Annotated in this window: 22 protein-coding genes and 1 pseudogene; 6 read left to right on the top strand and 17 right to left on the bottom strand. The window is 55.6% G+C overall.

All coding sequences use genetic code 11. The features are described 5' to 3' along the window. The first annotated feature begins 4 nt into the window (after positions 1-4). On the top strand, positions 5-817 hold the full coding sequence (locus Q0816_RS20180; protein WP_298854028.1) for a quinoprotein dehydrogenase-associated SoxYZ-like carrier: 813 nt from the start codon (positions 5-7) through the stop codon (positions 815-817). Positions 818-837: 20 nt separating this feature from the next. Here the strand turns inward: Q0816_RS20180 and Q0816_RS20175 are convergent, their stop codons facing one another. The 14 genes and pseudogenes from Q0816_RS20175 to Q0816_RS20110 form a co-directional block, all read right to left on the bottom strand. After that, positions 838-1,188, bottom strand: coding sequence for a hypothetical protein (locus Q0816_RS20175; protein ID WP_298854150.1), 351 nt, complete (start codon positions 1,186-1,188; stop codon positions 838-840). A 32-nt stretch (positions 1,189-1,220) separates the two neighbouring features. Next, complete coding sequence (locus tag Q0816_RS20170; RefSeq protein ID WP_298854026.1) at positions 1,221-1,895, bottom strand: hypothetical protein; 675 nt, start codon at positions 1,893-1,895, stop codon at positions 1,221-1,223. A gap of 45 nt (positions 1,896-1,940) precedes the next feature. Next, positions 1,941-4,196: a PAS-domain containing protein gene (locus tag Q0816_RS20165; protein WP_298854024.1), complete on the bottom strand. Its 2,256-nt coding sequence runs from the start codon at positions 4,194-4,196 to the stop codon at positions 1,941-1,943. Between the two features lie 2 nt (positions 4,197-4,198). Then, on the bottom strand, positions 4,199-5,356 hold the full coding sequence (locus Q0816_RS20160; protein WP_298854022.1) for an FIST N-terminal domain-containing protein: 1,158 nt from the start codon (positions 5,354-5,356) through the stop codon (positions 4,199-4,201). Positions 5,357-5,365: 9 nt separating this feature from the next. Next, positions 5,366-6,085, bottom strand: coding sequence for a response regulator transcription factor (locus Q0816_RS20155; protein WP_298854020.1), 720 nt, complete (start codon positions 6,083-6,085; stop codon positions 5,366-5,368). A 110-nt stretch (positions 6,086-6,195) separates the two neighbouring features. Next, entirely contained in the window at positions 6,196-7,377 is a 1,182-nt protein-coding gene (locus Q0816_RS20150) for a hypothetical protein (protein WP_298854018.1), read from the bottom strand. Next, positions 7,374-8,048: a tetratricopeptide repeat protein gene (locus tag Q0816_RS20145; protein ID WP_298854016.1), complete on the bottom strand. Its 675-nt coding sequence runs from the start codon at positions 8,046-8,048 to the stop codon at positions 7,374-7,376. Before Q0816_RS20145 ends, Q0816_RS20150 begins: the two co-directional genes overlap by 4 nt. Continuing rightward, positions 8,045-8,944 carry a VWA domain-containing protein gene (locus tag Q0816_RS20140; RefSeq protein WP_298854015.1) on the bottom strand — a complete coding sequence of 300 codons (900 nt, stop codon included), beginning with the start codon at positions 8,942-8,944 and terminating at the stop codon, positions 8,045-8,047. The genes Q0816_RS20145 and Q0816_RS20140 overlap by 4 nt, the downstream gene beginning before the upstream one ends. Next, on the bottom strand, positions 8,941-9,903 hold the full coding sequence (locus Q0816_RS20135) for a VWA domain-containing protein (RefSeq protein WP_298854013.1): 963 nt from the start codon (positions 9,901-9,903) through the stop codon (positions 8,941-8,943). Before Q0816_RS20135 ends, Q0816_RS20140 begins: the two co-directional genes overlap by 4 nt. After that, a complete protein-coding gene (locus Q0816_RS20130; RefSeq protein WP_298854010.1) occupies positions 9,896-10,267 on the bottom strand; it encodes a hypothetical protein in 372 nt (123 codons plus the stop codon). Before Q0816_RS20130 ends, Q0816_RS20135 begins: the two co-directional genes overlap by 8 nt. Then, positions 10,264-11,142: a DUF58 domain-containing protein gene (locus tag Q0816_RS20125; RefSeq protein WP_298854008.1), complete on the bottom strand. Its 879-nt coding sequence runs from the start codon at positions 11,140-11,142 to the stop codon at positions 10,264-10,266. Before Q0816_RS20125 ends, Q0816_RS20130 begins: the two co-directional genes overlap by 4 nt. A 23-nt stretch (positions 11,143-11,165) precedes the next feature. Continuing rightward, positions 11,166-12,122 (bottom strand): AAA family ATPase, encoded by a 957-nt coding sequence (locus tag Q0816_RS20120; protein ID WP_298854006.1) that lies wholly within the window; start codon positions 12,120-12,122, stop codon positions 11,166-11,168. An 84-nt stretch (positions 12,123-12,206) separates the two neighbouring features. Further along, positions 12,207-13,133 (bottom strand): hypothetical protein, encoded by a 927-nt coding sequence (locus tag Q0816_RS20115; protein ID WP_298854004.1) that lies wholly within the window; start codon positions 13,131-13,133, stop codon positions 12,207-12,209. 102 nt (positions 13,134-13,235) lie between these two features. Next, a pseudogene (locus Q0816_RS20110) lies at positions 13,236-13,340 on the bottom strand (IS6 family transposase); the annotation flags it as partial. A gap of 102 nt (positions 13,341-13,442) precedes the next feature. Here Q0816_RS20110 and Q0816_RS20105 point away from each other — a divergent pair. Continuing rightward, positions 13,443-14,123 carry an IS6 family transposase gene (locus Q0816_RS20105; RefSeq protein WP_298854002.1) on the top strand — a complete coding sequence of 227 codons (681 nt, stop codon included), beginning with the start codon at positions 13,443-13,445 and terminating at the stop codon, positions 14,121-14,123. A gap of 284 nt (positions 14,124-14,407) precedes the next feature. On the opposite strand, the gene Q0816_RS20100 is transcribed toward Q0816_RS20105, so the two are convergent. Continuing rightward, entirely contained in the window at positions 14,408-15,430 is a 1,023-nt protein-coding gene (locus Q0816_RS20100; RefSeq protein WP_298854000.1) for a permease, read from the bottom strand. A gap of 85 nt (positions 15,431-15,515) precedes the next feature. On the opposite strand from Q0816_RS20100, the gene Q0816_RS20095 reads away from it, so the two are divergent. Beyond that, positions 15,516-16,373, top strand: a complete 858-nt coding sequence (locus tag Q0816_RS20095) for a LysR substrate-binding domain-containing protein (protein WP_298853998.1) — start codon at positions 15,516-15,518, stop codon at positions 16,371-16,373. Between the two features lie 277 nt (positions 16,374-16,650). On the opposite strand, the gene Q0816_RS20090 is transcribed toward Q0816_RS20095, so the two are convergent. After that, complete coding sequence (locus tag Q0816_RS20090) at positions 16,651-17,214, bottom strand: alpha/beta hydrolase (protein ID WP_298853996.1); 564 nt, start codon at positions 17,212-17,214, stop codon at positions 16,651-16,653. An 89-nt stretch (positions 17,215-17,303) separates the two neighbouring features. Here Q0816_RS20090 and Q0816_RS20085 point away from each other — a divergent pair, with 89 nt between their 5' ends. Then, the gene (locus Q0816_RS20085) at positions 17,304-18,014 is read left to right on the top strand and encodes an IS6 family transposase (RefSeq protein ID WP_298853994.1); all 711 of its coding nucleotides are present in this window, start codon (positions 17,304-17,306) and stop codon (positions 18,012-18,014) included. Positions 18,015-18,093: 79 nt separating this feature from the next. Here Q0816_RS20085 and Q0816_RS20080 read toward each other — a convergent pair whose 3' ends face one another. Next, on the bottom strand, positions 18,094-19,146 hold the full coding sequence (locus tag Q0816_RS20080; RefSeq protein WP_298853992.1) for a LacI family DNA-binding transcriptional regulator: 1,053 nt from the start codon (positions 19,144-19,146) through the stop codon (positions 18,094-18,096). A 113-nt stretch (positions 19,147-19,259) separates the two neighbouring features. Between Q0816_RS20080 and Q0816_RS20075 the strand changes: the two genes are divergently transcribed. Together Q0816_RS20075 and Q0816_RS20070 are read left to right on the top strand one after the other, a co-directional pair. After that, positions 19,260-20,771 carry a tripartite tricarboxylate transporter permease gene (locus Q0816_RS20075; RefSeq protein WP_298853990.1) on the top strand — a complete coding sequence of 504 codons (1,512 nt, stop codon included), beginning with the start codon at positions 19,260-19,262 and terminating at the stop codon, positions 20,769-20,771. Continuing rightward, positions 20,768-21,223 carry a tripartite tricarboxylate transporter TctB family protein gene (locus Q0816_RS20070; protein WP_298853988.1) on the top strand — a complete coding sequence of 152 codons (456 nt, stop codon included), beginning with the start codon at positions 20,768-20,770 and terminating at the stop codon, positions 21,221-21,223. The genes Q0816_RS20075 and Q0816_RS20070 overlap by 4 nt, the downstream gene beginning before the upstream one ends. The last annotated feature ends 24 nt before the right edge of the window (positions 21,224-21,247 follow it).

The raw sequence follows: 21,247 nt of genomic DNA, 5'->3' as shown, positions 1-21,247 counted from the left end.
CAACATGGCCAGAGCACTAGCACCCGCAGCAATCCTTTCACTTGCAATAGCCCTGCCTGCATGGGCAGAGCAGCCAATCAAAAATCCGCTGGGCAGCAGCGAGACATGGAAGGACCTGCAATACGATGTCGTGGGCGATGCCCAGATCGGAAATGCGGACACGCTGCTTTCGCTGGACGCCCCTTACCGGGCGCATGATGCCGCAACGGTGCCGATCGTTTTGAAACAGCTTGATCCCGATGCCCGGATTTCCGCTGCCACTGTCGTGATCGACGAAAACCCGGCCCCGATCGCAGGCGTCTTTGCTTTTTCGCCAGCCATGGGTCAATTGGATTTCGAGATGCGAGTCCGCGTGAACCAATATTCGAATGTCCGCGTGATTGCTGAAACGCCTGACGGGCTTCATATGACCGGCCGGTTTGTCAAAGCATCGGGCGGCTGTTCAGCACCAGCCAGCAAAGACCCAGAGGTCGCATTGGCGTCCATGGGCAAGATGAAGCTGCGCAGCTTTGGGCAAGAGGCGCAGATTTCCACGCCGCGTCGAGAAGCTCAGATCATGATCCGTCACCCGAACTATTCCGGCCTGCAGCGCGATCAGGTTACGCAACTATTCATCCCTGCGCATTTCATCGACCATATCGAAGTCTGGCAGGGGGATGAGTTGCTGTTCACTATGGACGGCGGCATTTCGATCTCGGAGAACCCGGCTTTCCGTTTTGCCTATAACGACAACGGCTCGACCATGTTGACGGTCAAGGCAACAGATACCGAGGGCAATACCTTCGAGAAAGACCTGCCCAAGGCTGCTGCCAGCTAACGGGCGGTTTCGCGTTCAACTCAGAAACAGACAATTTCAGCCTCGGCCTGTGCGCGGCGCAGATCAGCTACCATGTTATCAGCCAGAACCGCGCTTTTGAAAAACGCCATTCTCTCACCCCCGACCCGGCGCATCGACAGGACGGTTTCCGCCTGTTCGTATCGTTCATAGGGCAATATCGAAGCGATCAGATCAATCGAGCACGAACACCGGTCCAGCATCTCGCGGGTCTGGCCGTTGGTCACCATACATGCGAACACGTAGTCCGCGCGCGCTGCGGTCGGGTAATCGTTGAGCCGGTCGGCGACGCTTTGTGCTGACACTGTGATCGGTACAACCAGGAAAGCCGCAACTAAGACGGAATAGATCATCCGGTTACGTCCCCATTTACGGTCCGAGGCATTCATTCTCGTCCCTCCTGCACGCCTTCAAACTGTATCTCCGATCGATAAACTACCGTGCCCTCGCCTTGGGACGCAGCTTCAGCAACCAAGCGCAGATACCATCCCGGAACCTCCTCTGACACGGTGACGCTGAGGGTAAGATCTCCGAAGCCTTGCATGCGGTCCCGGTTCGGATCCTCGGCAAAGGGCCGCATGAGGATGGTCTGAACAGGGATGGTTTTGCCATCGAGCAACGCCTCACCCTTGATAATCTCGGCAGGTTGAACCAGCGCGTCTTTGACGCGGTTTCGGATGTAGAACGGGCTGCCTCCGGCGGACTCAGCCATGTCCCGGATGGCACTTTCATAAAATACCATGATCATCGGATTCCCGACACTGGCCGGAAAGACTCCCATGGCGCGGTGTTTGTCATTTTGGCGAAACTCCAGATGCGCCATTTCGGTTCCATCGTCCGCGAAGCTGAGCGCGATATCGCCGGTATCACGCTCGGCTGTATCGGCCCGAAGCTGGTTTGTGACGGTGCGCTGGTATAGCAACTCCTTGTCCCTTGCGATACTGTCCAGAACGCCATCCTGGAACAGCAAATCATAAGCCTGTTCTGCGTCAATCGAGGCCGCGGAGGCTGGATTCAAACTCCACAACGAAAGTAACAGCCCGCAAAGAAACATTCTCATGATCTTGTCCTCCCATAGATGAGAGTATGGGCTAGACAGCTCATGTCACCGCCGACTTTTGTCGGTGTCGAGCGTCTTGGTAAAGACGGCGCGCTGAATCTTCCATATGATCAAAGACCGGAGCCGAGGTAGTTTGACCGGTTTTGTCATGACAGTAATCTCAAGACGCAGCCCGTCTTTGCGCAAGGTTTCACTGCGATCCGCAGTGATCAAGATCGCCGGAATCTGGGTCTGCGTCATCTCGCGTATCTGACGAACTGCATTCACTCCGGTTTCACCATCATCCAGTTGATAGTCGGCCAGAATGATATCAGGCGGCATTCCGAAATCTCTTATGAATTGCATGGCTTCCTGCGGTGTCTGAGCCGGTAGAACGCTTGCACCGTTTTGTTCCAGCCACTGCGTAGTGCCGAATAATACATCACGGTCGTTTTCGATCACTAAAACAATGAAATCGAGCGGCACATCGCTCGTGTTTGCAAGAAGATCCAAGGGTTCAACCACAGTTTGCCCTGCTTCAACCCTGTCCATTTCGATGCTGAACACCGATCCAATCCCAGGTTTTGATCGCAGCGACAGCTTATGACCCAGAAGTCGGCAGGCGCGGTCCACCACTGACAACCCCAATCCCATGCCGGAACCCAATGGCACGTTTTCCGCCCGTGTAAATTCTTCGAAAACACGCTCCTGATCTTTGAGCGCAATTCCAATGCCAGTGTCCCAGACTTGTAAGATGACCTTGTCACCACGCCTGCGACAGCCCACCAGAACCCGGCCTCCGGATTCGGTATATTGGATGGCATTCACCACGAGGTTCTGGATCGAGCGTAAAAGATAGACCGGGTCAGAGTTGACGATTTCCGAGCAAGGAACAACATCAAGTCTCACGTTCTTGTTTTCGGCAACCAACGTTTGATCGCCCTGTATCCCCGCGATCATCGACGCAAGACTGACATCAGTCGGTGAGACCGTGCCCGGATCAGCCGTTTCGAGCTTTGAGATATCCAGCAATGAATGCAATAATTGTTCGGCAGAGCCGAATGCACCGTCCAGCCGTTCCATCATCTCATGAAGATCGGACTCACGCGTGATTTCCAACAAGGTGGAAATCATCAGCTTTGCGGCATTGATCGGTTGGAGCAAGTCGTGGCTCGCTGCGGCAAGGAATCGTGTTTTGGAGGATACCGCAGCTTCGGCCCGTTCCTTGGCGATGCGCAACGCCTCTTCCACCCGCGCTTTTTCGTCATATTCCTTAACCAGCTTGGCGTTTGCATGGGTTAATTCGGCCGTGCGTTCCATGACCCGGTTTTCCAGAGTTTCGGTTGCACGGGCTTCAAGTGTCACGTCTTTGAGTTCGACGAGAAAACCACCATCCGGCAGCTGGTTGACTTGTATGTCCAGAACGCGGTCCGATCCATCGCGCACTCGTTTGCGCAGCCAACCCCGATTTTTCAACTCGTGCTGCCATTTACCGATCCTGCGTTCATCTTCGGTCTTGATCAGCCCGCGCTTCCGCATCAGATCCAGAAGCGTTTTCACAGGTACATTTCCCTGCAAAAAGGAGAGCGGCAGGTTCAGAATCTCCCGAAACCGCGCATTGTGCATCATGATCTGGGACTCTGACGAGAAAGTGCAGACGCCAGAGCTCATGTTTTGAAAAACCGCCTGAAGGTAGTCTTCCTGCCGGTCGATCAGGGTCTCTTTCTCATCGCGGTTCCGACGAACAACCGACGTGATATCAGTGAGAAGTATGACCACATTCTGTACCGACGTGTACTGAGCGCTGAGTTGGTACCAACGGTCGCCGCGCAATTCGATCACGTCGCTTGACACCATACCCGTATGGCAATTGCGTTCCAACGTATCCAACATGTTCGAGATACCGTGATCAGACGACACGAATTCGCGGCTGCTCTGTACCAATAGAAAGAACCGGCCCAGACTGAGACCCGGCCCGACGATGTCCGACATATCCGGGAAGATCGCCTGAAACAGCTCGTTACACAGATTCAACTCACCATCAGTAAACAGCGCAAACCCTTCTTCCATGGACGACAGCGCTTTAACGAGGCTCTTTCGTGTTTGTTCGCGTTCGTATCTGGCGCTTTCAAGCTCGGTGGTTGCGCGTTCCAGATCACGGCTCTGCTCCATCACCTGCTGCTGCAACTCGATGGCCGACTGGAATGCCAGAAAGGCTGACGGCCCAACATCCTTTTGGCGATTGGCGCGCCGCATCAGCGCATCAATGATCTTGGCTTGTTTCGAGACCTGAATCTGGAGCGGATCGTCTGGATTAAGCATAGTCAGCTCAGGTCTCGCTTCTCTGGTTCAAAGAAGGCGACCCCCACAAAGGTCTGATTCATGTGTACACCGGATTGCTGCTCTCCGTATGTGTTGAAACCAACCACCCGATGGGATTGCAAAACGTCTGAGACTTGTTTGCTCAACTGCTTCTGTTCGATTTCCAGCTTGCGCAGAATACAATCGAACCCGAGGATGAAATCAGGTGCCGTTCCGGTATTGTCGCGCACATCCAGCCCGGCCTTGAGCGTTTCGATGATCTCCTTCCCGCGTCCTAAAGTCATGATAAGGCCGTCATCAATCGCCGCGAGAAAGGATAAGGATCCGCCCTCCATCGGTTCGCGAATGGCGCGTACGTAGTAATTCAAATTTTGCCTCAGAAGCAGGGGGTTTTCTGCAAACACCAGCGGTGAAAGTTCCTCGGCCGCACAACCGACCAACCTCGCGTATTCCTGCGCTGCCGGGGCTCCGTTTATCTCATAGACTACACGCTCTTCCGGATTGGCGTCGGTGATGATGATCTCTGACCCGATAGGCAGGAAATGATCAAACCCGATGCCTTGAAAGCCAAGGTTGGTTTCGATCAACAACAGGACGGCGGCATTGCTATGTGCCCTGCCGCAGTGAAAAACAAACGTCTCTTCATATTGAAGGCCATCCCCGGCTGAGCCACCAAAAATCGGCAATCCATCCAGAACGGTTTCCAGAGTGGAGACTAGCAAATCTTCTTGCTTGGACAATCCATCGGTGAACACCAGAGCCAGCCTGTTCCATCCTGCCGTATGACGGAATCTTTCGGCCTGACGCTGTGCGGTAGCTGCGATTTCAGTCGAATCCAGTGGTCTGAGTTCTTCGAACAAAATGGACGAGCATCGAAAGTTGGACTTCGGGAAGGCCAGTAGCAATAACGCATCCGATTCATAACCTGATCGCGTTATTTGCCCCGCGGTGGTGCAGCCGAAAACTGGAACGCCCGCGAGTTTCCAGTTCAGGCATCGCGACACTTCCGCCGGATCAAGATTGCTGGGAATAAAGGCCAGGACGAAGCAAGATAAGTGACAATCCAATTCCGCACAGGCTTCTTCAACAGCGGTTTTTGGGTCCGAGTTTGCGGAACGGCCAATAGCAATGAAATTCGGTCCGTGCTCCAGATCCCGCATTTGCGCCCCCTAGTGTTGAAGAAAGGATTTAACCTCCGGTTCATGTCGCGACTGACGGGCGACAACCGAATCGACCAGAACAGCCGCTTGGGTCCGGTTGCGCACTCCAAGACGGCGCAACAAAGCGGTGATATGCGCTTTGACCGTCGCCTCAGCCAGCGACAGCTCATATGCGATCTGTTTGTTGGATTGGCCCACGCAAATAAGTTTCAGGATTTTGACCTGTTGCGGTGTCAGTGATGAAAGCTCAGGGCTGGATTGATAGACAATGCTCTCTACTGGCTTCGCCTCTTCAACTCGGCTGTATTCGGCCGGCACATACTTACGGCCAGAAGCGATTTCCTGAATCGCGATCTTGAGCGTTTGCACAGGCGTATCTTTGGGAAGAAACCCCATCGCGCCGTGATCCAGCAAAGATCGCACAAGCTCGCCGGATGCAAGGGACGAGATGACCAGAACCGGCACCTTCGGACAACGCTGTCGGAACTGTTGAAAACCCGAGATCCCTGTGACGTCTGGCAATTTGAGGTCAAACATGATCAGGTCAGGTTTGAAGCCCTCGCCAAGTATCTCAAATGATTGCGCGAGCGTGCTGGCTTTTTCAATCCGGCAATTCTCGAAACTCAGTTGCAACGCCGCAGCCAGTGCGTCGCTAAACAGCGGATGATCATCAACAATAAGCACGCTGGACACTCGGTCCAACGGTTCAGGGCATCCCGCAGTATGCATGGGCTCTCCTCCAATGGGAAAAGTACATCATTTCTTGATCAGTTCAACTGTTTCATTTTGATACGTTCAAAAGATTTCATAGATAACAAAAGCTTGATAACTCGGAAGGTCTAATTTTTGAGGAATTTCCTGACAAATTCATTCAAATCAGGTGCCGCCACCTTGGGATCGAACACCTGCCTGTCAAAGTCTCGAATTTGCTCAAGGCGCCCGGCTGAGGGTCCGTCCCGACGTAAGATCGCAACAGCAGCTTGTCGCAGCCCGTTTGCGCGACCGGCCTTGGCGCAACCCCGCAAATCACGAACCAGGGTATCGAAAACCCCAAATCGCAGCAATGCCTTTGAAGCGGCCACTTTATGCCCAGACATGCCTAAAACCAGACCAGCCAGAAAAACGACAGCGGCTATTGCGAAAGCTGGCCACTTCAGCAACGTCACAGGTGGCGCAACCTCCTCGGGGCCGTCAGTGGGCACCGCTCTGGTTACTGTGCCGTACGCAATGCGTTGTGGTGAAATCGTGACCTCACGAGCTTCGCGCGCGAAGGTGTCGAAATAGCTGAATTGCAGGGGTTCAACAATGCCAGACGTATCGTTAGACGGGCGAATGGTCCAGCGCCAGAATGCATAGGTTACTGGCCCCTCCGGGGTCAATTCGACTAGACGTTTCTCAGGATGCGCGAAGATCAAAGCCGAAGGTGAGGTCAACTCTGGCATCGGCGGGATCATCTCGGGGGTCGCACCTAAAGCCTCCAGCCTGATGACACGCAAGACACCCTCGCCCGGGGCGAGTTGATCCGGGGCATTCGACCACTGGTCCGAGATTTGCAACTTGCGCACCGGAAACCACCAATCCTTCGTGGCCGGGGCATCAGCGACCTGAATGGACAGTGGTTCCGATTGAATCTCATGTTCAAACCAGTCGTCATTTTCGTCAGTCAGCGTCAACCGGTGAACGAATGGACCAATCGCAAGCTCGCCCGCCTCAACCGGATAGATTGCCATGCGCCGGGTAAACACTTTGAACTTCCGACCATTGATCCTTTCTTCCGACCAACTGTCCGGCCCAAGCTGTGCCCAGCTAAACCCTTCAAAATCGGGTTGGACAAGTTCTTCACGAGTGATGTGCCGGCGATAAACACCCCGGATCGTCAAAAGCACCATCTCCCGGGTGAAGGGAACAGAGCCGTTGTCTTCAATGGTAACCTCTATCCACGCCTCAGATGGCAGCACGGTCTTTGACTGCGCCAGCACCGGAACTGGGAGAGCGATGAGTAGTAAGACCAACCACTTCATTCCGGGCTCTCCGCTTCAGGAGGGGAAAGACCCAACTTCACCCTGCGTTTGTGTTCCTGCGCGATACGGGCCGCCATGAACTCACCCGGAACATCGGAAAGCTGATTGAGCCATCGTTGGTCAGCAACCATAAACTTGTCATCAAAGATGCGCCGCACCCCCAATCGCCCGCGGCTGTCCAATTCCGCCAGTCCCAGCATCGTGTTCGAGTTTGTGACCTCACTGCCCGTTCCCGCCGCGCGCGCATTTCCACGGGCCACAAAGCTTTCAGCTTTGGGACCTGACTTGCGTTCCGGGAAAAGGCCCAACGCCTCTGGCTCGATCTGCTGCCCCGCATAAAAGGCGGCCAGCACATCGAAATTTGCCTGAGCATCCGGGTTACCCTTACCGATGGCCTGATCATAAGCCTCCAGTGCGGCGGCCAATTTACCGTTCCGGGCCTCGGCGTTGCCGAGATTGTAATTGTTTCCGGCGCTTTTGAACGCTTCGGCGGCTTTATCGAAGTCCCCGGAACGGTACAGGGCAATACCGTGCCAGTTCGGATCCGAAAACAGGTTTGCCGCCAAAGGGTACAGGCCAATCGCCAAGGCAGCACGCCCAAAGGGGGCAGCACCGCCCAACGCAAAAGCAAGAGCAATACAAGCAACACCCGCGATCGCAAGCCATCTCATGCGCGTTCCCTCCAAAACAAAAACAAGAGCGGGAGCAATGCGAATATCAACAGAAACCGCCCCAGATCGTGCCAGAACAACACCGGATAGTCTGCGCGTTCCAACTGAGTTGCGGCATCATCGGCCAACCAAAGGGCCAGATCATCCGTCTGGTCCAACGTAAACACGGCACCACCGCCAAAACCAGCATGCGTTTGCGTTTGCGCCGTCGGAGACAGTAGCGACACCAAAGACACGCGCGCACCGCGCGACGCAAGAGACGCGACCTGTTGCAGCGAGAGTGAGCCCAATCCGGCTCCGTCCGTGAATATCACCACGTCTCCGGCCAAAATCCCGGCTTCTTCAATCCGTCGGAGCGCCAGTGCGAGTGCCCGTTCAGGACGAGACCCTTTGTCGGGAACGGTTTCTCTGTCGATGAGAGAGAGTGTTTGTCCCAATTGGCGGTGATCCGTCGTCATGTCCGTAGCGACATAGGCATCACCTGCAAATACAATGATGCCACCGGGCCGGGCTCCAAGCGCGCTGACGCCAAAACGCCCCATGCTCAGCATTTGTGGCCAGCGGCTGTCATCCACCACGCTGTCTGACGCATCCACAAGGAACAGCACACCATCCAGATTGTGATAGGTTTGCGCGTCGCGCCGTTCGATCGCCGGACCCGTAAGCGCAATGGCAACGATCCCGCTGGTCAGCAATAAAGCGAATGGCGTGAGCGGGAACGAACCACCTTCGATCCTACCAATCGCCGCCATCGCTTTCATAAGCTGAGGGTCGGCAACTCTGTCCCAGGCACCAAACCCACCGGTGCGGGATATTACCCACCAGCCCATCGCGCATAGGAAGAACACGGAAAGCCCCCAAAACGGCCTGAGCAGAGTGACGTCCAATTCACTCATTCCGCCTGCCTCCATGCCGCGATCAGGGCAAGTGCCGCTGCCATTGCCGCAGGCCATATCCAATAGGATTTGTGGACCTCAGCCGTAAGGCCAGCGCTGTCCGTCGCTTCCAACCGATCCAGCGCTTGCGTCACGTCGATCAGATCATCGGTGGTTTTGACGCGAAAAGCCTCACCGCCTGATACCTCGGCAATGGCGCGCAAAGTGGCGGCATCGACCACTCCGCGTTCACCGACCTCAGCGCTTTGCAGGTCTTTCGGGCCAAGCGCAATTGTATGAACCCGCACGCCCATTTCAGCGGCCAGTTCTGCGACGCCCCGAGGGTTCGTGGCCCCCGCGTTGTTCACCCCGTCCGATAACAGGATCACAACGCGCGACGCTGCCTGACTGTCAGCGAGCCGCTTCAACGCGAGGCCTAGGCCATCGGATATGTTAGTTGCACGGCCCGATATGCCTATCATGGCCTCTTCGATCCGTCGCGCAACAGCCTCGGTATCGAATGTGAAAGGCGTGGCGAAATAGGCTTCAGAGCCGAACACAATCAAAGCCACCCGGTCGCCAGCGCGGCGTCGGGCGAACTCGGACCCAACGCTCGTCACTGCCTCCAGCCGGGTGATCTGGCGCCCATCGAGATGAAAATCATCTCGCACCATCGAACCCGAAAGATCCAAAACAATCGCAAGATCCCGCCCGGAAACTTTCAACGCACTGACTGGTTGCAGCTCACGCGGACCGGACAAGGCAAAGACAGTCAACGCCCAAATGGCCCACAAGATGAGGCGATCTGCCAAGCGATGGTTCGCGGCGTTAACCTGAGGACTTGCCGCCAACAGCATCCCGCCAAAGCGATCAGGAACGGGAAACGCGCGTTCAAATACTGGCCGTGGTTTGATCAGACGAACCATCACCAGAGGCAACGGCAACAGAAGCAAAGCCCAGGGATCAGCAAGCTCAAACACGGCCCGCAACCTCATCTTGAAGAGTCTCCAGATCGGGTCCTCCGCCGGGTTTGTAAAGCTCACCTCTCAGTTCAGCATAACGAGTCGGGTTCTGAGCGCGCAGCCTATGTAAAAGCGCCACCTTGCGCCGATCCGCAGACCAATCGGGTTGATCTGTAAATTTTTTGGGCGTTTCCAACGCTTTGTTTGCGGTGACCTTGATACTCAGAATCCGCAGGATGGCAACGCAACCTACCGACGCCAACGCTGCGATCCCGAAGACAACTGCATATTCGGCAAACACCCCGCCTACAGCCTCGGCGGGTAAGTGGATGTCCCGCAGACTCGCCAGCATTGTGGCCTCAGTGAGGGCCTTCTCAGTCATGGGACGTATCTTGCCGCAAAGGCCGACGAAATGCGGCGAGAGGTTGCCTCAACCGGGTCGCTGGCGTTCACAACAAGCGCCGTATGTGCAGCAACCTTCTGATAAATCAGCGCATCATCAGCCGCTGTCTTACCCAGATAAACGCGCCTTTGTTGGCCATCTGACAGGCGGATCGGATACCAGCCGCTTGGCATCTCATGTGTTTTGCTTTCAGTCACAAGGACCAGGCGCGGGTTTCGACGATGATCAAGCCGATCCAGCAGATCAGAATACCCATCACCCTGATGATCAAAGCCAGACGCGATGATGATCTCGGACCCTGTGGGCGTCAGCCTTTCAACACCAGTAAGCGACTGCTCCAGCGTCCACCCCTCATCCTCGCCGTTCTGCAAGGCGTTCAGACTGCGCGAATGGGCCTGAACCAAACCGCCGATCACATCCAGCATCCCGCGTGTCTTGCCCCGCGGTGGGACTACCACAGATGTATCGATCGAAATCGCCAGCAAGCCCACACGCCCGCCGCTTTCAACCATATGCCATCCGATCAAGGCCAGAGCCTCGGCGGCAGCAACGGAGAGAAACGCCCGCTGCAACCCCCAAAACATCGGCGCGCGGAAATCGGCAACCAACAGGGCGACTCGATCCCGTTCCTCTTGAAACTGACGGATATGCAGGCGCCCGGTGCGGGCGGTTGTTCCGCGATCCAGATGACGAATGTCATCCCCCGCCACATATTCGCGCACATCCGCAACCTCGATACCCTGCCCACGCTTTCGGGTCAGGAAACCACCCGGCAAAGCCGCCACTGCGGGGTTCTTGTGTTCGCTCAAAGCGATTTGTCGCAAGGCGATCAAGGCATCCGTTGTCAGGCTCACACCCGCATGATCCAACACACCCGTCACAGCGGCTCGACCGCATTCAGAATGTCCGCCACCAGTTCGCGTGGCTTTTTTCCATCTGCGATGGCCCTCCATGTCAGCACCATTCGATGAGCCAGCGCATCGAGCGCAACAGCGGCCACATCCTCGGGTAAGGCGAAATCGCGGCCGCGCAAATAGGCGCGCGCACGCGATGCCGAGGCTAGGGCCAACGATCCGCGGGGTGAGACTGCGTGTTCAATTTGCTCGGCAAACGGGCCTTCGCGGGTCGCGGTCACGAGACGCACGATGTAGTCCCGTAATTCCGGTGCCACGTGCACAGCTTGCGTTTCGGCGCGCGCAGACTGCAATTCCGCAAGCGTCATCTGCTGAAATTCTGGCGGCCCATCCTGCGTTTCGGCAATGACCAGATCAAGGATCTGACGCTCGGTTTCCAGATCCGGCAGGGTCAGCACGACGTGCAACAAAAACCTGTCCAACTGAGCCTCGGGCAAAGGGAACGTTCCGTCATGTTCAATCGGATTCTGGGTGGCAATTACCAAAAACGGATCCGGCAGAACGTGCGTTTCGTTGCCAACCGTTACCTGATGCTCTGCCATGGATTCCAGCAGGGCAGACTGCACCTTCGGTGGCGCGCGGTTGATCTCATCAACCAGCACCAGTGTGTGAAACACAGGCCCCGGAACAAATTCAAAGCGCCCTTCCTGCGGCTGGTACACCGGCGTTCCTGTCACGTCAGAAGGCATCAAATCGGGCGTGCACTGAATTCGGGCAAAGCTGCCCTCGACAGCGTTCGACAGCCATTTGACCGCGCGCGTTTTTGCCAGCCCCGGCGGGCCTTCGACAAGAAGATGACCGCCCTCAAGCAATGCGATAAGAAGGGATTCCACCAGATGCTCGTGCCCAACAAGCCCCTGCGACAAATATCCCGTCAATCCAGCAATCGCGCGCGGCGGATTTTTAGGCCTTGTGTCCATATGTCCTCCCATAGACCCTGAGGGCGCAATACCTGCGATCAGGCTACCCGGAGTCACCCGGCTAGCAAAACACAGCAGATGGTATTACCTGGGCACGCTGACTGATGTTGTGCAGCCTTCGTCGATCAGGGCCGCAAATTGTGGATCAGCCAATGTTTCATCGGTCTGGGCCCAAAGCCGATCATATTGGCGATCGATGTAGTCGATAAAGCCTGGATCAATGGTTTGATCTACAGGAGATTGCGCAACAGCATGCATCATGAAGATATCAAACGCACACAGGCCGCTCGGGTTCGAATTCAACAGAGCGCGCATAAAATCGTGCGAGCTCCACGGCAGTCGTTGCAGCTTCACCGGTGTTTCCTGCAGCTTGGACAAGAACCCTGCTGACTTGTCGATAAGCAAGATGTCCATGCCAAATGTAAAGGACTGAAACAGCTCTTCCAGCAGGATCGATTTGTGAAAGTCTTTCTCAAGCTTTCCAGGGCGATCATGGGCTGGTTGCTTGACCACGATATGGGTCCCCTGCCCCCGACGACCAAAGAATGTCTGCGCCATAGCCGGAGACGTTACCAAATAGGCGCGACCCTCAGGCAGCCCAAGCTGATGTACTTCACTGAGCCAGTTGATATCCGCTGACAGATCGCTGTTGGGAGGGTATCCGGAATACAGCCGCAAGACCACGGTTCTGCCGGTTCCACAGTCCCGTGCCGAAGGACCAGCATACCGCATGGGCGTCGGGTGCCCGAAACTGTGTTTCAGCAACTCTCGAAAGGTATTCAAAACCGCCAGAGTCTGAGGATGCGGCCTTTCGCCAACCACGCAAAGCGCTGCGCCGACCAGATCGCGCCCGTTTATGTGAACCGGCATTGCCAAGTCGCGCCCCAACATGGTTGAGCGCAGTTCATATCCCCATCCTTGCTGGGCAAGCTGGATATAATCGCGCTTATCCGCGTGAAGCGCGCCCGCAAAAGCAACAAGCAGTGTAATTTGCAACAGAATATAGCGCATTCAATCCCTCATAAGATAAAACGCATCGTATCCAGAATACCCACACCAGGCCATGTCGCAAACTCCGGCGTTGATTAGAGCTGTCGTTCTGATTGGGCGGAATTATCCGGCGAGCACCGCAAATTGACGGAATCCGCTTGTCGAAGATCCGAGCTGGCCTTTCCGGATCATGTTTGCAGTCTCGATACCTGCGAGTGTCGCGGCAGCTAAGGTGAAGCGGATGTGTCGCAAACTCTGGGGTATAGTTGACGAGCCTGGGTGATCTGAGGTTTGTACTCGTAGAATAGTTTTCGAACAGGTAATTTGAGCATGATCTCGTTAAAGGGCTGTCATTTCCCTAAGGATGCAGTTTTGTATGCTGTTTACTTCTATCTGCGGTACACGGTGTCCTATCGTGACTTGGAAGAGATCATGGCTGAGCGCGGTGTGCGAGTTGACCATACCACATTGAATAGGTGGGTTGTGAAGTTCTCGCCGATCGTCGCAGCTCGTGCGCAATCAAAGAAGCGTCCAACGCTGAGTTCATGGCGCATGGACGAGACCTATATTCGTGTTCGCGGCAAATGGATGTACCTCTATCGGGCCGTCGATAAAGCTGGGAATACTCTTGATTTCATGCTGTCTGAGCGTAGGAACCGTCCAGCAGCACGGTTCTTTGGCAAAGCGCTGGCTTCAAATGGAATCCCGAGCAAGATCGTCATCGACAAAAGTGGAGCCAACGCGGCGGGCATTCGAGAGGTGAACAGGATACTGAAGCGGTTCGGTTGCCCGGCAAAAATCCAAATGGTCAGGTCCAAGTATCTGAATAACCTGATCGAACAGGATCATCGATTTATCAAGCGTCGCGTACGGCACATGTGTGGGTTCAAATCGTTCAGATCCGCATCAGCTACCTTGGACGGCATCGAAGTCGCCAACATGATCCGGAAGCGGCAATTCCCCAGCAATACGACTTCCGGCTTTCAGGTATTCGCCGAGATCGCAGGATAGGTGTATCCAGTAAGTCGCTGACTTTGGCCGTTGCAAATGTTTGCGACACATCCGGACAGGCTCCGTCTGGCTCGCCGTTGGCGCAGGTTTCTTGGCCTTATTCTTGAAAGCTCACTCAACAGGCAAGGCAGCGGCATGGCAATCATTCGAACCGAGTGCAGCAACAAGTTCTTTGGGCTCACTCCTGACATCCGGCAATTCTGTGGCTCCTAAAGGGTGTACATGTCGGATCAGAGGACTTTGTTGCCTTTCGCTGAACGTCTGCGTCCCGTTAAAGCTGAATCTCAGGCGATCCACCCAAAGACATACCCCGCCCCGAGCGACCCCAGAACTGCAAGCAACAGATATAGCATGAATGGTTGCAATTTGAGCACCGGTGCGATGGCCATAGCACCCCAGATGCTGACCGCGCCGCCCGAAACAAGGAACGCCATCGCTGCGCCGTCGGACATACCGTTGTCGATCAACCCTCGTGTCAGCGGGAGCGCAGCGTAACCGTCGATATAGGCCGGGGCACCGACGAAGACAGCGGCGGGTATGGCCCACCATTTGTCTTCTCCAACATATGCGGCCAGTGCGCCCGGTGTAAGAGCCGCGTTCAAGGCATACTCCGCGGCAAATGCTGGGATCAGGCAAATCAGGATAAGCCGCGTGGTTGCCCAGACCTGTTTGCTGAAAGCACGACGACGCGCCTCAGACCGCCAGACCCAAGGATCAAAGGGCTGCTCTTCGCCGCATCGTGCAGCACTTAGCTGGCGCGCCAGGCCATTGTCCCGAAGCGCATTCTTGGCCCAGGGCGTCTTGGCGAACAGGCCGGTGACCGCGCCGCCGAATAGACCCAATCCGAAGGCGGCAAGCGTTTTGCCAATCGCAAAGCTCAGACCAAGAGTCGCCGCTGTTGTCGCGAGCATTGCGGGGTCCGTTATCGGAGAAGACAGCCAGAAGGCCATGATCGGAGCGAGTGGTACACCCGCAGCCAGTAGTCCGGCCATCAAAGGCAGAACGGTCACACCGCATACGGGCGTGATGGCTCCAATGAGCGAGGCCGCCAGAACCGTTCTCAGTGTCCTGCCCTCGAAGGCACCAGCAATGTGGGTATCCGCGCCGCTTGCGATGATCCAGGCTGCAAGCACGATGCCCGGAATGACGATGGGGGCCACGACAATCAGGCCCCATAGGACAAACTTTGCTGCGTTTGCGGCGTGTTCCGGCCAAGCAAGACAGACGCCTGCCAGCAGCAGCAAAGACACGCCCCACACTAGGGGTTTCCGGTTACATGGTTGGTGGGCAGCTGTCTGATCCGACATGGGATACTCCTCTGACCTTGAAAAATAGTGCGGCACAAGGCATCTGTGAAACGCATAGTATCAATTTCCGATATTGGAAAAACTGATGGAAAATCTGGATAGCGATCTTCTGCGAACCTTCGTCGCCGTGGCTGATGCCGGAAGCGTCACGGACGGTGCTGCCCGCATCCACCGGTCGCAATCTGCGACAAGTCTTCAGATCAAGCGCCTCGAAGCGATCCTGGGTCAGCCGGTCTTTGACAGGCATGGTCGCGGGGTGGTCCTGAGCGACACGGGACGAAAGCTATTTCCAGTCGCGCAGGAGGTGACGGAACGTCTCGACGCGGCACTACGAGAGATTTCACAGAACACAGTAAGCGGCAAATTGCGTTTGGGCATACCCGACGATCACGGGCGCGCAAAACTTGCGGCGATCATTGCGACCTTTGCCAGTCAACATCCGAAAGTCGAACTGGATGTCACCTGCGCCTTGAGCACAAGTTTTCCAGAAGCCCTCGACAAGGGGTCGCTGGACCTTGCGGTCTATGAGGTCGAAAGCCCGTCCAGTCACGAGGAGGTTGTTTATGAAGACCCGACATGTTGGGTTTCGTCGGCGCACCGGCACTTTCGGGCCGATGAAAGCCTTCCAGTGGCCTTGTTCGATCATGCGTGCTGGTGGCGCGACGCGGCGGTCATTTCATTGCAATCCCGCGGAGAGCCATATCGCGTCGTATATTCCAGCCAAAGCGTCTCTGGTGTGATTGCAGCGGTAGAAGCCGGGATCGCGGTGGGTCTGCTCGGTCGCTCCTCGCTGCACGGCGGCCTATCGGTTGTGAACGATGCACTAGGCCTCGGAAACACGCCTGCCTCCAAGCTGGTGATGGCATCCAGCAAGCCGAAAGAACAAGGGCCTCAGGACGCTATGAAGGCCGCGATCCGAACCGCATTTTTCGCCAACCCATGAAATCCGACCTTCGCTGCGCTCTGTCGAATGACCAGGTCGGGCTTTTGCAGACATCGGAGCAGGCTCGGCGTAAGTCCCTTCCCTGTATTCCACGGCCCTGAATTGCCGTTGGACAACGAGTTTCGTCGCTGCGGTGCGGCCCGTCAGAGGAGGAATTCGCTGCAGTAGCGAAATTTGGTGGTTACCGAAATCACATCGGAGCAACAAGCTGGCATTTCTCAAGGCGACAAATGCTTAGACAACAGTCACCCGCCACTTGCAGCCACTAAGCTCTGGGTCACTGCCCGTTGCCGATAACACGTTCCAAGAACTCGGCAATCCGACCTTCCACGGACGTGCTCACTGCATCGCCACCCAAGCTGGCGGCACCAGCAGGATAGAAATGACCAAAGCCCGGCACCCACGCAAACTCATGCTCCACACCTACTTCTTCGTAGTGAGCGAAAAGGAGGGGAACTGAAGACAACGCGCCAGCCAAATCATACTGACCCATGAACATGAGTATCGGCGGTCTGTCTGACGAAGCTGTAACCGCCTTGTTGACGTCAAACCCGGCATCAGTTCCGGACAGGAGAAAAACACCAGAGACCGGGACTCCCATGCCATGTGCAACATTCCAAGACGTCACTGCGCCTGCGGAAAACCCACCAAGCACAATACGGTTCGGGTCGATATTATAAGTGGCAGCAGATTCCCGGATATGCAGCACTGCTTTGCGCAAATCTTCGGCCGCCGAGATCACACCATCTACCATCGTCTTCTCTTGTTCGGGGATGCTGAAATCAAGCGGCGGCAGGTCCATAGTGCCCCGAATATGGTTGGCTTGGGGCAATAGTGGCAACAGACTTTCAGGTGCGATCCAATCTGCTTGATAACCTTCCCCGGCATTGCCAACTTGTTTGCGCGTACTGAACTGGTTAGGCCTCACGCATGAAGATGCTGTCCAAGATGCCTCGCCTGAAGGGCTTTCGTTTTCCGCGTGAGATCATCGCCTATGCCGTCTGGGTCTACCACCGATTTGCGCTCAGCACTGCCGATGTTGAAGATCTGCTCGCGGAACGCGGTGTAACGGTCAGTCGGGAAACGATCCGGCAATGGGTCAACCGCTTTGGCGGCCATTTCGCGAATTGCATCAGGCGAGACCAGCCAGCCGCCGCCGACAAATGGCATTGGGACGAAGTGGTCATCCCGATCAACGGTCGGAAATGCTGGCTCTGGCGGGCCGTGGATGCGAACGGAGATACTCTTGATATCCTCGTCCAACCACGGCGGAGTGCTAAGGCAGCCCGGCGCTTTCTGAAGCGGTTGATTTCACAATTCGGCCAACCCCGTGTTGTGATCACGGATAAGTTGCGAAGCTATTTCAAGCCGATCCGCGATCTTGCACCGGGCGCGGATCACCGAGCACACAAAGGGTTGAACAATCGGATCGAAGGATCACACAGACCCACTCGAAAACGTGAGAAGCTGATGGGCCGTTTCAAATCTCTAAGACAGGCCCAAAGGTTTCTTGCCGCTCACGACCAGATCAACACCGTCTTTCGACCCCGCCGCTATCAACTCTCCATCGTCTCACACCGTCACGCCAGAACCGATGCTTTCGGCCTCTGGGATGGTTACGCTCTCGAAATGACCGCCTGACAGACGCAGGCCAGACCGTCGTCAGCCGCGTGCAAACAAGTTGGCAATGCCCAAACCTCAGATCACCCAGGCTCGTCAACTATACCCCAGAGTTTGCGACACATCCAATCGAAGCCAGAGTTGTTGTTCCTCTAACGACACGCTCCAATTCGCAGCAGATTCTAAAGGGCGCCGGGTCGTCTGATGTAATGTAGTCAGTGAACCTCTCGCCTGCGAGCTTTCCGATGGTTTCCGCAGGGATGCGAATTGTAGTAAGTCCCGGTTCAACATCCGCAGATCCCTTAAAATCCCCGATTCCAATGATCGACAGATCATCGGGAATCTTCAAACCAAGGCTTTGGGCCGCAAACAATGCGCCCTGTGCAATAACGTCATTTCCGCACAACAATGCCGTAGGGCGAGATTGTTCCGTCAAAAGAGTTATGGCTGCTTGCTTAGCCTGAGAGACACTGTAGGGGGTTTCAGATTCATGCTCGTCTGGCACGGAAACACCCATTTTAGCCAGCGCTTCATGTACCGCAGAAAGCCGATGCTGCGCACGGTCATTGCCATCGGTTTTAGGAAAGATCAGTCCAATGTTTCGATGCCCCAAGGCCAGGAGGTGCTCTGTCGCAAGACGCCCAGCCAACCGGTTGTCCGCACCAACACAAGGAAGGGAGGAATCCTGTGCGTAATTCCAAATCGCAAGTGCCGGTGTTTTTTGCTGTTCGATCAAACGGGCAGTGGCGTCTGAATGCTCTAATCCGACTAGCGCCACCCCGTCCACGCGATGTTCCAGCAGCTTACGAACCATCGCGTATTCCCGGTCAAGATCATACCCGTGCGATGCCAACAAAAGGCTGAACCCGACTTTGTCTATCGAATCCGAAAAAGCCTGGATGACTTCGGCGAAAATAGCGTGGTTGATTGTGGGCACGACAAGACCGATTGTTCCCGACCGTTTGCCATGCATCGTCTGAGCCGCTCGGTTTCGGATATAGCCCAGTCTCTGAATAGCCCTGTTTATCTTTTTGCGAGTCGCAGGGTTTACCAGATCTGGGTGATTGAAGGTGCGCGAAACTGTGGACGGTGAAACATTTGCGGCCTTCGCAACCGCCACAATATCCACTCTACCCTTTTGTAAATTAGCCATAATATCCTCCCGCTTGGTCGAATTTATGAAAACATTTGCAATACTATTTTCATCGCCTACCCTGATTTGTCAACAAAAGTAAAAGTATGAACCAACGGGTTGGGAGGCCCTGAATGGAATTCATTTATTACTTCGGAGATGTGTTCACGCCGTTGTCGTTTATGCTGCTGTTGGGCGGTACGATCGGAGGCCTGATCCTGGGCGCGACCCCGGGACTGTCGCCCACAATGGCCGTTGCGCTCCTCATACCGTTTACTTTCCAATTGGAAGCGGCTCAGGGGCTGATCTTGCTGGGCGCTGCCTACACGTCGACCGTGGCAGGCGGTGCGGTTAGCGCCATTTTGCTTAAAATCCCGGGGGCGCCAGCCAATATCGCCACCACTCTGGACGGCCATACCATGGCCAAAAAAGGCGAAGGTGCCCGTGCGTTACAACTGTCGTTTCTGGCCTCGGCCGTGGGCGGCATTTTTGGCGTGTTGCTGTTGATCTTTCTGACCCCGGTTCTGGCACAATGGGCGCTGGCCTTTGGCCCCTCGCATTTGTTCTGGCTGGCCATCCTTGGGGTGACTGTAATCGGAACGCTGGATTCCGCCTCGGTCGTCAAAGGTCTGCTGTCGGGGTGTATAGGGTTGTGGCTGGCCACCATCGGGTTCGACGACATCATGGGCGCGCAGCGGTTCATTTTTCATCCCGCACTTGGCGGAGGCATCAACATCATTGCCGCGCTGATCGGTCTGTTCGCGATCCCGCAGGTGCTGACAATGTTTGCCAAGGGCCGCCAAACGGACGGTGCTGAGGTGATAGAAGTTCAACGCCATTCGATCCTTGCAGCCTTTCGGGAACTGTTCAGCCGAACACGGGCATTGAGCATTGGCACGCTGACCGGTTCAATCATTGGTCTGATCCCGGGGGTGGGCGGACAGATCGCCGGGCTGGTCGCCTATGATCAAACCAAGAAGTTTTCATCCGAAAAGGAAAAGTTTGGCACAGGTCACTCTGAGGGTGTTATCGCCGCAGAATCCGCCAATAACGCGATGGTCGGCCCGTCTCTGGTACCATTGCTGACGCTTTCGATCCCGGGCAGCCCGACTGCCGCCGTTCTATTGGGTGGATTGCTGATCCATGGCATTTTCCCGGGCTCAGATCTGTTCGACAATCACCCTGATGTTGCCTGGACTTTTATCAATTCCATGCTGATCGGGCAGGTGCTGATGTGCATCTTTGGTCTTTATGTTGCTGGCCTTGCAGCACGCGTCGCGCAGGTGCCGCAATCGGTTATGGCCGCCATCGTTTTGGCCTTGTCGGTCTTTGGTGCCTATTCGGTGCAGGGTTCGATGGGTGATGTCTATGTCATGGCGTGCCTCGGCATTGGCATGTTCTTTCTGGAGCGATTTGGCTTTTCCGCTGCGCCACTGGTTCTGGGACTGATCCTTGGGCCGATTGCCGAGGCGAACTTTATCCAAGGTGGAATGATCGCTGACGCCACCGTCGGCAAGGCGTTGTACTTCCTGACCGGTGGATTGAACCTGCTGCTGATCGCGGTCGTGCTGGCCTCGATCGCATACTCGGTCTGGATGGAATTGCGCCACCGTCGCTACACCACCAAAGAGGAGGCGCAGGCATGAATCGCTCGCAGCACATATTCGGGTCGGGTCTGGTTTTTGCGGTTGGTCTCTGGGTGACCTGGGTCAGTTACACCCAGCAACCCGCCGAGGCATTCCTGTTCCCGCGTCTGATCGCATCCGTGTTTGTGGTTCTGGCCGGCTGGACATTTGGCAAGGCGGTGATGGGATTGTCCAAGGTCGGAACCGGCGTAACGCGCAAGATGTTCCTAAACATGCTGCCCGGTCTGATCATCACATTGATCTATGTCTTCTGGGTGGCCAAGTCGCTGGGTTTCTACACCGCAACAACTATCGCCTTTTTCATTCTGCTGTCGATCTACGATCCCGCCCCGCACAGCGAAGCCAAAAGCTGGATCAAACGCGTGATCATTACAGCGGTCTTTGTGGCGGTGATGTACGGGCTCTTTGCCATGCTGCTGAACGTCTACACGCCAAAGGAAATTCTGTTCTGACCACGCGAGCGACGTGGCTGAACC

Source organism: uncultured Ruegeria sp., assembly GCF_947497005.1.
In the GTDB taxonomy this organism is placed as follows: Bacteria; Pseudomonadota; Alphaproteobacteria; order Rhodobacterales; family Rhodobacteraceae; genus Ruegeria.
The sequence above is the reverse complement of the archived record's forward strand: the minus strand, read 5'-3'. Positions and strand labels throughout refer to the sequence as shown.

Coding starts and splice junctions, on each gene's coding strand:
- Q0816_RS20175 (WP_298854150.1), bottom strand. CDS start 1,188: ATGATCTATTCCGTCTTAGTTGCGGCTTTCCTGGTTGTACCGATCACA.
- Q0816_RS20115 (WP_298854004.1), bottom strand. CDS start 13,133: ATGCGCTATATTCTGTTGCAAATTACACTGCTTGTTGCTTTTGCGGGC.
- Q0816_RS20160 (WP_298854022.1), bottom strand. CDS start 5,356: ATGCGGGATCTGGAGCACGGACCGAATTTCATTGCTATTGGCCGTTCC.
- Q0816_RS20070 (WP_298853988.1), top strand. CDS start 20,768: ATGAATCGCTCGCAGCACATATTCGGGTCGGGTCTGGTTTTTGCGGTT.
- Q0816_RS20155 (WP_298854020.1), bottom strand. CDS start 6,085: ATGCATACTGCGGGATGCCCTGAACCGTTGGACCGAGTGTCCAGCGTG.
- Q0816_RS20100 (WP_298854000.1), bottom strand. CDS start 15,430: ATGTCGGATCAGACAGCTGCCCACCAACCATGTAACCGGAAACCCCTA.
- Q0816_RS20150 (WP_298854018.1), bottom strand. CDS start 7,377: ATGAAGTGGTTGGTCTTACTACTCATCGCTCTCCCAGTTCCGGTGCTG.
- Q0816_RS20105 (WP_298854002.1), top strand. CDS start 13,443: ATGATCTCGTTAAAGGGCTGTCATTTCCCTAAGGATGCAGTTTTGTAT.
- Q0816_RS20165 (WP_298854024.1), bottom strand. CDS start 4,196: ATGCTTAATCCAGACGATCCGCTCCAGATTCAGGTCTCGAAACAAGCC.
- Q0816_RS20075 (WP_298853990.1), top strand. CDS start 19,260: ATGGAATTCATTTATTACTTCGGAGATGTGTTCACGCCGTTGTCGTTT.
- Q0816_RS20130 (WP_298854010.1), bottom strand. CDS start 10,267: ATGACTGAGAAGGCCCTCACTGAGGCCACAATGCTGGCGAGTCTGCGG.
- Q0816_RS20170 (WP_298854026.1), bottom strand. CDS start 1,895: ATGAGAATGTTTCTTTGCGGGCTGTTACTTTCGTTGTGGAGTTTGAAT.
- Q0816_RS20180 (WP_298854028.1), top strand. CDS start 5: ATGGCCAGAGCACTAGCACCCGCAGCAATCCTTTCACTTGCAATAGCC.
- Q0816_RS20120 (WP_298854006.1), bottom strand. CDS start 12,122: ATGGACACAAGGCCTAAAAATCCGCCGCGCGCGATTGCTGGATTGACG.
- Q0816_RS20095 (WP_298853998.1), top strand. CDS start 15,516: ATGGAAAATCTGGATAGCGATCTTCTGCGAACCTTCGTCGCCGTGGCT.
- Q0816_RS20140 (WP_298854015.1), bottom strand. CDS start 8,944: ATGAGTGAATTGGACGTCACTCTGCTCAGGCCGTTTTGGGGGCTTTCC.
- Q0816_RS20080 (WP_298853992.1), bottom strand. CDS start 19,146: ATGGCTAATTTACAAAAGGGTAGAGTGGATATTGTGGCGGTTGCGAAG.
- Q0816_RS20145 (WP_298854016.1), bottom strand. CDS start 8,048: ATGAGATGGCTTGCGATCGCGGGTGTTGCTTGTATTGCTCTTGCTTTT.
- Q0816_RS20085 (WP_298853994.1), top strand. CDS start 17,304: ATGAAGATGCTGTCCAAGATGCCTCGCCTGAAGGGCTTTCGTTTTCCG.